This is a genomic window from Jatrophihabitans sp. (assembly GCF_036389215.1).
GTDB lineage: Bacteria > Actinomycetota > Actinomycetes > Mycobacteriales > Jatrophihabitantaceae > Jatrophihabitans_A.
Window position 1 is genome coordinate 1 of the sequence record NZ_DASVQG010000367.1, and the last position, 8,053, is coordinate 8,053.

Here is an 8,053-nt window from a genome sequence, read left to right on the forward strand (position 1 = left end):
CGGGCGACGTCATCCCGGACGCCGGCGAGGTCCTGCTCGACGGCCGGCCGGTCCACTTCCGCAGCCCGCACGACGCCCAGAAGGCAGGCATCGAAACGGTCTACCAGGACCTTGCCATGGCACCGGCGCTGGACATCGCCACGAACCTGTTCCTCGGCCGCGAGGTCAGGCGCAAGGGACCGCTGGGATCAGTTCTGCGGATGCTGGACGTCAAGGAGATGCGGGCCCAGTCGCGGCGCCAGATGGACGAACTCGGCATCACGACGCTGCAGTCCATCACCCAGCCGGTCGACAGCCTGTCCGGTGGGCAGCGCCAGACCGTAGCGGTAGCCAGAGCGGCGGCGTTCGGGCGCAAGGTCGTCATCATGGACGAGCCCACCGCCGCGCTGGGCGTGCGTGAGTCCAAGGGGGTGCTCGACCTGATCAAGCGAATCACCGCAACCGGCATACCCGTGGTGCTGATCAGCCATGACATTCCCGCGGTGTTCGAGGTCGCCGACCGGATCCACATCCACCGGCTCGGCAGGCGAGCCACCGTGGTCCGGCCACAGGACTACACGATGAACGAGGTGGTCGGGATCATGACGGGTGCGCTGCCGCCACCGGAGCTGAACGAGAAGGTGCCGGCATGACCGTCGTGGTGGGTTACGTCCCGGACCCGACCGGTTACCTGGCGGTCACCGAAGCCGTACGCGAGGCCACCTGGCGTCGCACTGATGTCATCGTCATCAATGCCGTTGACCAGGCGGGCTATGTCCGGCCGACCGCTGCTGACGAGCTCGACCTGGACGCACTCGGCGACCGGCTGACCTCCGACGGCGTGCCGCACGAGATCCGGCATGTCGATATCGGGACGGGGCAGGCCTCGGACGCGATCCTGGCCGCGGTCGAACAGGCCGACGCCGACCTGGTGGTCGTGGGGATGCATCGCCGCTCACCGGTCGGCAAGGCCTTCCTGGGCAGCAACGCCCAGCGGGTCCTGCTCGACGCGCCGTGCCCGGTGCTCGCGGTCCGGGCGACAGCGGGGTAGGCCGGGTCGTCGTCGTGGCGGCATGCGAGCATGAACACCGACCATGACAGCGGCCAACAGCGGCCCGAGGATGACGACAGCCGGCACCAGCTGGACGCCAGCTGGTGCCGGACTGTCGATCCCATGGGTGCCCGCACAGTAGGAGTGCCATGAAAACCCGCACCATCGGCGACGTGTCGGTCAGCGCCATCGGGCTCGGCGGCATGCCGATGTCCATCGAGGGCAGGCCGGACGAGGCTCGCTCGATCAGCACCATCCACGCCGCGCTCGAGGCCGGTGTCACGTTCTTCGATACCGCCGATGCCTATCACCTGCACGCCGGCGAGGTCGGCCACAACGAGGAGCTGCTCGCCAAGGGCATCGCCAGCTACGGCGGGAACACCTCAGAGGTCTTGATCGCCACCAAGGGCGGCCATCTGCGCCCCGGCGACGGCTCGTGGACGCTCAACGGTTCTCCGGAGTACCTCAAGCAGGCCGCGGAAGCTTCGGCGAAGCGGCTCCGGGTCGACGCGATCGGGCTGTACCAGTTCCACCGCCCCGACCCGTCGGTGCCCTACGCGGAATCGATCGGCGCGCTGCGGGATCTGCTGGACGCCGGAACCATTCGGATGGCCGGGATCTCGAACGGGAATCCGGAACAGATCCGGCAGGCCAACGACATTCTCGGCGGGCGCCTGGTATCGGTGCAGAACCAGTTCTCGCCGGCCTTCCGCAGCAGCGAGCCGGAACTCCAGTTGTGTGACGAGCTGAAGATCGCGTTCCTGCCGTGGAGCCCGTTCGGCGGCATCTCAGCCGCTGGCGGCCTTGGCGAGCAGCACTCGGCATTCGCCGAGATCGCCGCCTCGCGGGGGGTCAGCCCACACCAGGTGTGCCTGGCCTGGATGCTGGCGAAGTCACCGCACGTCATACCGATTCCGGGGTCCTCCCGTCCGGAGACCATCCGGGACTCCGTGCAGGCAGCCGAGCTGGAACTGAGCCCCGAGGAGATCGCCCGGCTGGACGGGTAGGGCGCGCTACCGGGATCGGCGCCTGGAGAAATTCATGCGATCCGCAAGGCCGCGGCGGTCGACGAGCGTCCTCGGACCTGGGGTGTGTCAGCTGATGTCGTAGACGATGTCGACCGAGATGGTCAGTTCCTGCTGGCCGGCTTGCAACGGCACCGACGGCGCCGACGCCGACCCCACAGCACCTCGCATGTCGTAGCTGATCGGGTAACCGGCGTCCGCCAGTTCGGTGATGGACCGGATCCGGCCCAGCGTGACACCGGCGGCCTTGGCGATCTGAGCGGCCTGAGCCGTGGCCTGGCTGACCGCCTGGGTCCGGGCCTGGGCCCGCATCGCGCTGTCATCGCCTATCGAGAAGCCGATCTGTTGCACTCGCACCGCATCTCCGGCGGCACCGGCGGCGGCGTCCAGCAGCGCCCCAGCACTTCCGATGCTGTGCAAGGTCGCCTGCACCATGTTATCGACCTGGTAGCCCGAGATGGTCCCTGACTTGTCGTGATACGTCGGGTTGATGCTCAACTGGCGGGTCTGCAGATCCTTGGCGGCGACGCCCCTTCCTCGCAGCAGGTCGATCAGCGCGTTGGCCTTGGCGTTGTTGGTATCCAGAGCGGCCTTGGCGCTGGAACCCTGCGTCGACACGCCGATCATGATCGTCAGCGTGTCCGGCGTGCCGCTGGCCTTGCCCATACCCCGAGTGGTGAGGGTGTGAGCGTCCACCGACAGCGGTGCCGCCGCTGTCATGGGCAGTCCGGCCTTCACCGCTGCCGCTCCACTCATCGGCGCGGCATCGATGCCCGTCCCACCCATCGGCGCTGCGCCCATCGATGCCCCCGCGCTGTCGGGTGCCGCACCTATCGGGTTGGCACCGAGCGGTGCCGTGGCGAGGGGGGCTGGGCCGGCCTTGCCGCCGCCGCCGCAGGCGGTCAGCAGCAGGCCTGCGACGGCGACCGGGACGGTGGTGCGTGCGATGGTGAGCATTCGGTCCTCCAGGTGGGGATGCTGCATTACCACCTAGATGACGTCGACTGGCCATAACGTTGCGAGTAGGTCATGACCCGCAACGCCAGGTCCGCTGCTACTGCTGTGGGGCAGGAATGATCCCGATCTGAACCAGGAACGGGAACATTCCCTGCTCGGCCCAGTGCTCTACCGCCTTGCCGTCCCGGAACCGCCCGATATTCGCGCTCAACGTCTCGAACGACTTTCCGGTCGCAGGAAAGCCGAGGCCATCTCCGGTGTGCGTGCCGGTTGTTCGAACGACCCAGGCGATGTCTTCTCCGTCGACTATGAAGTTGTCCAGCTCGCAGTGAACGTCCGGCACCGCCGATCGCCATTGCGCCACCATGGTCTTGAATGCCTCACGGCCCGGAATGTCCCCCATCGGACCGTGATCCAGGAAATCCGCGGCGACCAGTTCATCGACGACGTCGAGCTGTCCCTTGTTGATGATCTCGTCGAACATACGCTGCACGATTGCTCTTGCATCCGACATGATGATCCCCCGATGTCGACGCCCCGTTGCGTCGGCTCGGACGCTAGACCTAGTCGATGATCCTTTCAAGGATGGCCGTTGTCTAGGATGGGGACCTCGATGGAGCGCCGGTCTTGGCCCGTCCGTCGAGGAGAAGAGAAGGGTTCTCATCCGTGGCATACAGCAAGCAACTGGCGGACCGGATTCGCGAAGCTGTCGCCGATGAGCCCGCGGTTCGTGAGGTTGGCATGTTCGGCGGGCTGTCGTTCATGGTGAACGGAAAGCTGGCACTGACCGCGAACACCCACGGTGACCTGATGCTGCGCTGCGACCCGGCCCGGGTCGACGAGCTGACCGTAAAGGGCGCGACGGTTGCCGAGATGCGTGGGCGACAGATGAGCACGGGCTGGATCATCGTGAGCTCCGATGCCCTCGAGACCGACGAGGACTTCGCGTTCTGGCTCGGCATCGCCCTGGACTACAACAGGCACGTCACCGGTAAGAGCACTCGGCGTCGGTAGCAGCGCTGCGCCTCAGCCGGTCCTCGTGGCGCTCACCCCGGGCGAGTCGAGATGGTGCAGGAAGTCCAGGGTCAGCGCCGCGCTCCAGCTGAATGACTCCGCTCCCAGGCCCTCGCCGCTGATGGGGTCGAAGTACTCCCAGAAGCCGCCGGAGCTCACCAGCGCCACGCTCGAGTCGGCAATCCGGTTCGCCAGCTCGGGCGCGTCGGCCTGGCAGGCCGCGAGCCACACCAGCCAGTTGGTGTTGATCCAGGCCGGGCCTCGCCAGTACCGCTGCCGGTCGAACTCCGCCGAGGTCAACGCGGTGCTGGGCAGCGGGTACTGGCATCCGTCGAGAAAGTCGGGTGACCAGGCGAGGTCGATGATGTGCTGGCGGATGTCCGGGCCGAGCCACGGATCCAACAGGGGCACCAGGCAGCCGACGGTCGCGACCTGGGACAGCTGTCCGGTCCGTACGTCGCGGGCGCCGAATTGCCGCCGGTCGGCATTCCACAGCCTGTCCATCATGGCCACATGCAAGCCTTCGGCGGCGCGACGATGCGGGCCGGCATCCTCACCGAGAGTCTCCGCGATGCGAGCCAGGCAGAGCTCGGCATCCAGCAGCAGCGCGTTGAACAGCGGATCTTCCACGACGAAGCCATGCCCGGCCAGGTCGGTGTCGGCATAGCCCGAATCGCGATACTGGGTCGCGAGCTTGACATAGGCCAGGTAATCCGCGTCGGTCGGCCGGTGGCCCGCGCTGACGTGCACCAGGTCACGGCGTTCGAAGGCGAGAGCCGGCTCCGAGGCCGGCTCGCCCTGCAGCACCGCGTCCCAGAGCGGACTGTTGTCCAGTCCCGACTCCCACGGGTGGACGATGGACACCAGGCCGGCGCCGCCCAGGTTGCGGTGCTTGTGCAGGTAGCCGTGCCAGGCTCGCAGTTGCGGGTACAGGGTGCGCAGGAACCGCCGGGCATCGTCGGAGCCGTCGTCGGCCAAGTAGGTGGCAAGCACCGCTCGGGAATGGATCGGTGGTTGCACGATCCCCGAGGTGGCGGCGGTGGGTGCACCGGCGGCCGCGGTGCTGCGCCAGAAGCCAGGGCCGGGAAAGTAGGACTCCGGATCGGTGTCGGTGTTGAACACGATCTGCGGCACCCGGCCCGAACTCCATTGCCCCAGGAACAGCGAGCTGAGTTCCTGCCTGGCCCGGCTGACATCAAGGTGTGCCCAGCCGATGCTGATGAAGGCGGAGTCCCAGCTCCACTGGTGGGGATACTGCTGCCGGGAGGGCAACGTCGCGGTGCCGGACCAGTTTCGGTACAGCACGTCGGCGGCAGCGGCGCGGAGCTCTGCTGCACTGGTCACCGGCGTTGGACCGACCGCAGGAAGCTGGCCGCGGCTGGCAGTGACTGCTCCGGGGGAGCGCTGAGCCGGCTTTCCAGCGCGTAGTAGCCGTCATAGCCCAGCTCGGTGAGGGTGGCGATCGCCGGCGCCCAGTCCAGGTGACCGGCGCCGGGTTCGAGCCTGTTGGAATCGCTGACCTGGATGTGCCCAAGGTGGCCGAAGGCGGCGCGTAGCGAGGCGCTGATATCGGTTTCCTCTATGTTCATATGGAAGAAGTCGGCTACCAGCCCGAGCGCCGGGCAGCCGATCTCCTCGATCAGGGACACCGCGTCCTGCAATCGGTTGACCATGTGATCCTCGTAGCGGTTCAGCGGTTCGAGGTACAGCTGCACCCCTTCGCGCAGCGCGTGCTCACCCAGCGTGCTCAATGACTCGAGCAGCACCGTCCGGTCTTCCTCGGCGGTGCGCGGCGGCACGAACGGCGGCAAGCGGTAGCTGAACATCCCCCAGGACGCTGGTGTCATGGCGCCGCGGCCGCCGATCTCGGCAATGACGCTCAGCTGGGAGGCGATGTTCCGCACCGCGTCGGCTCGCAGCTGCGTATCGAAGGCGCCGATGAAGTGCGGCATCTCCACGCACACCGTAGGCATCTCGACTCCGGCGCGCCGGGCCCGGTTCAGCTCCGGCAACCGGTCGCGAAACGCGTAATCACCCTTGCCGCGCAGCTCGATCGCATCCCAGCCGTTGGCCTGGGCCCAGTCGTACTTCTCCTCCAAACTGGTGCCCGGGATCAGCTGTTCCTGGCAGGCGAGCCTCACCGGGCCTCCTGGCTGAAGTCGAGGACGACCTGGAGCACGCCCGGCGTATCGGTGATGAGCTCGAAGGCCTTGCTGACCTCGCTGGCAGGCAGCACCCGGCTCACCAGCGGCAACGGGTCGATCCGGGCCTGGGTGACCAGCCGCATGAACCCGCGATGCAGCCGCTGCCTGGTCCAGCGATGGGCATAGCGCGGTGGAGGCCCGGAGATCTGGGAAGACACCAGCTCGATCCGGTTGTGGTGAAACTCCTCGCCCAGCCGCAGGCCGGTCGCATCACCCTGGTAGAAGCCGGAGGCGATCACCCGGCCGCTGTAGGCGCAGGTGCGGATAGCTTCCTGCAGCGCGCGATAGGACCCGCTGAGCTCGATGCACACGTCGGCGCCCAGCCCCGCGGTCAGGTCACGGACCACCTCCGCCGGGTCGTCGGTGGCCAGCATGGTGTGCCGGGCGCCGAACTCGCGGCTGAGCCTCAGCCGCTGCGGTTCCAGGTCGATCGCGATGACGTCGGCGCCGCTGAGGCTGAGCAACCGGGTGGCCAGCAACCCGATGACACCCTGCCCGAACACCGCCACGGTCTCCCCGACATGCACGTCGGCGTCGATGACCGCGTTGAGCGCGACCGCGCCGACCCGGGCGAAGACCCCGGTCAGCGGATCGATGCCGACCGGAAGCTTCTGGGCCGCCGCATCGGCGGCGGCCAGCACCCCGTCGCTACGGTGTCCCCAGATTCCCCAGACGAGGTCACCGACCTCGACGCCGTCGGACTGCGCGCCGACCTCCACCACCTCGCCGACCTCCTCGTAACCGGCACCTGCCACCGGGTACTCGATCGAGGGCGATCCGTCGAGGAACAGCCGGCTTTCGGCATTCCAGCCGCGGTGCAGGTAGGGGTTGGAACCGGCGTAGGTCGCCAGCTCGGTGCCCGAGGAGATGCCGGAATACAGCGTGCGCAGCCGCACCTGATCCGGTGCCGGAACCAGCGGCTCGGTGGGGTGCAGATCGACCTTCCGGTCGCCGAGGAACCGGACGACCTCGGCGGAAGGTTGTGTCATGCCCATAGTCAACGTTCCGGACTTAGGTCTTGTCAACCGACAGAAGTAGGGCTTCAATCAGTCCTAAGCATGGCCGAACGCTGCTGCGACCCGACTGACCGGAGCCCCTGCGGCTCGGGGAACCGAAAGGAACATCATGAGAACAAAGGCGCTCGGGGCTGCTGGAGCGATCCTGCTCGGTACCGCCGGGATGGCTGCCTGCTCGTCCTCGGACTCCTCGAAGTCCGCGGACAAGGGCACGGCAAAACAGATCACTGTGTGGAGCGAGGAGAACGACGCCGACCGGGTGAAGGCGACGCAGGCGCTGGCGGCCAAGTTCACCACGGCCACCGGCATCAATGTCAAGATCGTCGGCATCGACGAGCAGCAGTTCCAGCAGCTGATCACCTCCGGCGCCGCGGCCGGCAAGCTGCCCGACGTCGTCGGCGCGCTGCCGCTGGCGGGCGTGCAGTACATGGCCAGCAACGAGCTGGTCGACACCGACACCACTCAGCAGGTACTGCGGGATCTGGACCCGAAGACATTCAACGACAACGCGGTAAGCCTGACCCAGTACAAGGGCAAGCAGGCCGCGGTGCCCAGTGACGCCTGGGTGCAGCTGCTGGTCTACCGCAAGGACCTCTTCGACAAGGCCGGCCTCGCGGCGCCGAACACCTTCGCGGCCATCCAGGCCGCGGCGCGGAAGCTCAACAGCCCGCAGGTGGCGGGTATCACGATGGCCACGGTGCCCAACGACTCGTTCACCGAGCAGACGTTCGAGTACTTCGCCCTGGCCAACGGCTGCCAGATGGTCGACGACAGCGGCAAGGTGAGCCTGGACAGCGCCGCCTGTGT

10 protein-coding genes are annotated in these 8,053 nt (G+C 67.3%); 5 read left to right on the plus strand and 5 right to left on the minus strand.

From position 1 onward, the window contains the following. The 3 genes from VF542_RS21205 to VF542_RS21215 all read left to right on the plus strand — a co-directional run. On the plus strand, window positions 1-632 hold a 632-nt coding region (locus tag VF542_RS21205), incomplete at its 5' end, for an ATP-binding cassette domain-containing protein (RefSeq protein ID WP_408653690.1). Next, on the plus strand, window positions 629-1,030 hold the full coding sequence (locus VF542_RS21210) for a universal stress protein (RefSeq protein ID WP_408653691.1): 402 nt from the start codon (window positions 629-631) through the stop codon (window positions 1,028-1,030). The genes VF542_RS21205 and VF542_RS21210, both read left to right, overlap by 4 nt. Window positions 1,031-1,179: 149 nt before the next feature. Then, window positions 1,180-2,037 (plus strand): aldo/keto reductase, encoded by an 858-nt coding sequence (locus tag VF542_RS21215; RefSeq protein WP_408653692.1) that lies wholly within the window; start codon window positions 1,180-1,182, stop codon window positions 2,035-2,037. A gap of 87 nt (window positions 2,038-2,124) precedes the next feature. On the opposite strand, the gene VF542_RS21220 is transcribed toward VF542_RS21215, so the two are convergent. Then, window positions 2,125-3,012, minus strand: a complete 888-nt coding sequence (locus VF542_RS21220) for an SIMPL domain-containing protein (RefSeq protein WP_408653693.1) — start codon at window positions 3,010-3,012, stop codon at window positions 2,125-2,127. A 97-nt stretch (window positions 3,013-3,109) separates the two neighbouring features. Next, window positions 3,110-3,496, minus strand: coding sequence for an ester cyclase (locus VF542_RS21225; protein WP_408653694.1), 387 nt, complete (start codon window positions 3,494-3,496; stop codon window positions 3,110-3,112). Between the two features lie 182 nt (window positions 3,497-3,678). Here VF542_RS21225 and VF542_RS21230 point away from each other — a divergent pair, with 182 nt between their 5' ends. Next, window positions 3,679-4,026 carry a TfoX/Sxy family protein gene (locus VF542_RS21230; RefSeq protein ID WP_408653695.1) on the plus strand — a complete coding sequence of 116 codons (348 nt, stop codon included), beginning with the start codon at window positions 3,679-3,681 and terminating at the stop codon, window positions 4,024-4,026. A gap of 12 nt (window positions 4,027-4,038) precedes the next feature. Here VF542_RS21230 and VF542_RS21235 read toward each other — a convergent pair whose 3' ends face one another. Genes VF542_RS21235 through VF542_RS21245 form a run of 3 tightly spaced genes read right to left on the minus strand, consistent with a single transcriptional unit; the run spans window position 4,039 to window position 7,219 of the window. After that, on the minus strand, window positions 4,039-5,370 hold the full coding sequence (locus VF542_RS21235) for an MGH1-like glycoside hydrolase domain-containing protein (RefSeq protein ID WP_408653696.1): 1,332 nt from the start codon (window positions 5,368-5,370) through the stop codon (window positions 4,039-4,041). Continuing rightward, window positions 5,367-6,167 carry a sugar phosphate isomerase/epimerase family protein gene (locus tag VF542_RS21240; protein ID WP_408653697.1) on the minus strand — a complete coding sequence of 267 codons (801 nt, stop codon included), beginning with the start codon at window positions 6,165-6,167 and terminating at the stop codon, window positions 5,367-5,369. Before VF542_RS21240 ends, VF542_RS21235 begins: the two co-directional genes overlap by 4 nt. Beyond that, window positions 6,164-7,219 carry a zinc-dependent alcohol dehydrogenase gene (locus VF542_RS21245; RefSeq protein WP_408653698.1) on the minus strand — a complete coding sequence of 352 codons (1,056 nt, stop codon included), beginning with the start codon at window positions 7,217-7,219 and terminating at the stop codon, window positions 6,164-6,166. Before VF542_RS21245 ends, VF542_RS21240 begins: the two co-directional genes overlap by 4 nt. Window positions 7,220-7,355: 136 nt before the next feature. Between VF542_RS21245 and VF542_RS21250 the strand changes: the two genes are divergently transcribed. Then, window positions 7,356-8,053 (plus strand): ABC transporter substrate-binding protein (locus tag VF542_RS21250; protein ID WP_408653699.1); only part of this gene is annotated, 698 nt, incomplete at its 3' end.

Excerpts from the sequence above, each read along its gene's own strand:
- VF542_RS21215 (WP_408653692.1), top strand. The coding sequence starts at position 1,180 with ATGAAAACCCGCACCATCGGCGACGTGTCGGTCAGCGCCATCGGGCTC.
- VF542_RS21225 (WP_408653694.1), bottom strand. The coding sequence starts at position 3,496 with ATGTTCGACGAGATCATCAACAAGGGACAGCTCGACGTCGTCGATGAA.
- VF542_RS21210 (WP_408653691.1), top strand. The coding sequence starts at position 629 with ATGACCGTCGTGGTGGGTTACGTCCCGGACCCGACCGGTTACCTGGCG.
- VF542_RS21245 (WP_408653698.1), bottom strand. The coding sequence starts at position 7,219 with ATGACACAACCTTCCGCCGAGGTCGTCCGGTTCCTCGGCGACCGGAAG.
- VF542_RS21220 (WP_408653693.1), bottom strand. The coding sequence starts at position 3,012 with ATGCTCACCATCGCACGCACCACCGTCCCGGTCGCCGTCGCAGGCCTG.